The organism is Aliiglaciecola litoralis, assembly GCF_039523355.1.
GTDB classification, from domain to species: Bacteria; Pseudomonadota; Gammaproteobacteria; order Enterobacterales; family Alteromonadaceae; genus Aliiglaciecola; species Aliiglaciecola litoralis.
Genome location: NZ_BAAAFD010000035.1, coordinates 1 through 1,973, shown reverse-complemented (window position 1 = coordinate 1,973; position 1,973 = coordinate 1). Strand labels below are relative to the sequence as shown.

General features: G+C 42.7%; 3 protein-coding genes. All 3 read right to left on the bottom strand.

The genetic code is table 11. The features are described 5' to 3' along the window. Positions 1 to 676: 676 nt before the first annotated feature. Positions 677 to 1,015: a hypothetical protein gene (locus ABD036_RS19030; protein WP_343862769.1), complete on the bottom strand. Its 339-nt coding sequence runs from the start codon at positions 1,013 to 1,015 to the stop codon at positions 677 to 679. An 88-nt stretch (positions 1,016 to 1,103) separates the two neighbouring features. Beyond that, positions 1,104 to 1,313 carry a hypothetical protein gene (locus ABD036_RS19025; protein WP_343862691.1) on the bottom strand — a complete coding sequence of 70 codons (210 nt, stop codon included), beginning with the start codon at positions 1,311 to 1,313 and terminating at the stop codon, positions 1,104 to 1,106. Positions 1,314 to 1,456: 143 nt separating this feature from the next. Next, a complete protein-coding gene (locus ABD036_RS19020) occupies positions 1,457 to 1,831 on the bottom strand; it encodes a hypothetical protein (RefSeq protein ID WP_343862767.1) in 375 nt (124 codons plus the stop codon). Positions 1,832 to 1,973: the final 142 nt, after the last annotated feature.

The following is a 1,973-nucleotide window of genomic DNA, read 5'->3' as shown; positions in this document are numbered from 1 at the left end:
AACTTTACCGCCAATGCTGTGGACAGACGCTGTCCATGCGGCCTTCAATTCTACTATTTCTAAAAGTCGTTTCGCGGTGCTCTGAGCTTGCTCAAGGAAAGGCGAGAAACGGCTTTTAGAAATACCACGTCTTTTGTGCCGGAACAACTGGACCAAGGTACTGATCACGCTTATTCAAGGTACAGTTTTCAGGCTCTGACCCCATCATAAGCAGGTCTTTTACGTATAACGCCCCTAATAAACGGCGGTTACGAGCAATAAACGTAACCACATAACAACAATGCCCAGCGAGTAAGCGTCCGGTTCATTAGTTTGTTATACGTCTAATACCTGCGCTAACGCCCTCAACAACTTTACCGCCAATGCTGTGGACAGACGCTGTCCATGCGGCCTTCAATTCTACTATTTCTAAAAGTCGTTTCGCGGTGCTCTGAGCTTGCTCAAGGAAAGGCGAGAAACGGCTTTTAGAAATACCACGTCTTTTGTGCCGGAACAACTGGACCAAGGTACTGATCACGCTTATTCAAGGTACAGTTTTCAGGCTCTGACCCCATCATAAGCAGGTCTTTTACGTATAACGCCCCTATTAAACGGCACAGACTTGCTGGCTATACTGGCGAAGAATGAGCTAAGCCAGCGAGAATGGGTCCGGTTGAATGGTTTGTTAGATTGCCTTTCACAAACCACTATGCAAAACGAGTATTTCATGTGATTCATATGTGCCTTGCCGATCCAAATATATATAAATTTGAATTCCACAATCGTATAAAAAGGTTCTGAAACAGCTTTCATCCCTATTTTCAAGAATTGCCTGATATCGATTTAAGTTACTGTCATATATGTACGCAAACTTCTCATTTTTTAGTACTTCCTCAATATGATTTTGGGTGTCCCCTTTAACCATATTTTCAAATAAAAGATTATCGATATCGGATTGAGTTGGCCCACCAATATTTTTCTGGCAATACGAAACCAAAACAACAACTACTAAAGGCAAAATCAACAATTTTTTCATGGCAATCTAACGCCTCTAATAAACGGCGGTTACGAGCAATAAACGTAACCACATTACAACAATGCCCAGCGAGTAAGCGTCCGGTTCATTAGTTTGTTATACGTCTAATACCTGCGCTAACGCCCTCAACAACTTTACCGCCAATGCTGTGGACAGACGCTGTCCATGCGGCCTTCAATTCTACTATTTCTAAAAGTCGTTTCGCGGTGCTCTGAGCTTGCTCAAGGAAAGGCGAGAAACGGCTTTTAGAAATACCATATTCAATGTGCCGGAACAACTGGACCAAGGTACTGATCACGCTTATTCAAGGTACAGTTTTCAGGCTCTGACCCCATCATAAGCAGGTCTTTTACGTATAACGCTTTAAACAGCGGAAAGACTGAGCGCTTTGGCCGTTGTTTGGCCTGCGAGGGATTTTCCGATGATTTAACTTGTTATATTTCACGATATTGAACCAGATTTCCGTTTCTTAGCCAAGGCAAAGCAACCTAAACCAAGCAACACGCCAGCATAAGGGATTGAACTACTAACAATGCTCACTAAGACATCAGCTACGATCATTACTGCCCCAAGGATGTAAAGAAGTGTGGGTGTAAGTATACCTTTACCCTTTGAACCATTCCCATAAAGAAGTGAAACAGAAAATATACCTAGCAAAGTACAAAATATGGCGCTAAATGCAATTGCAATCTTATCACCCGAAAACACAGATAAGGCCAATATAGAAACGGACAATATTAGTCCTATCACCCCGAAAATCCTTGCTGTACGAGGCGACAGTTTTCTGGTCAGTTCTTCGTTGCTAGGGATAAACATAAGTTCTCAATGAAATATAACGCCCCTAATAAACGGCGGTTACGAGCAATAAACGTAACCACATAACAACAATGCCCAGCGAGTAAGCGTCCGGTTCATTAGTTTGTTATACGTCTAATACCTGCGCTAACGCCCTCAACAA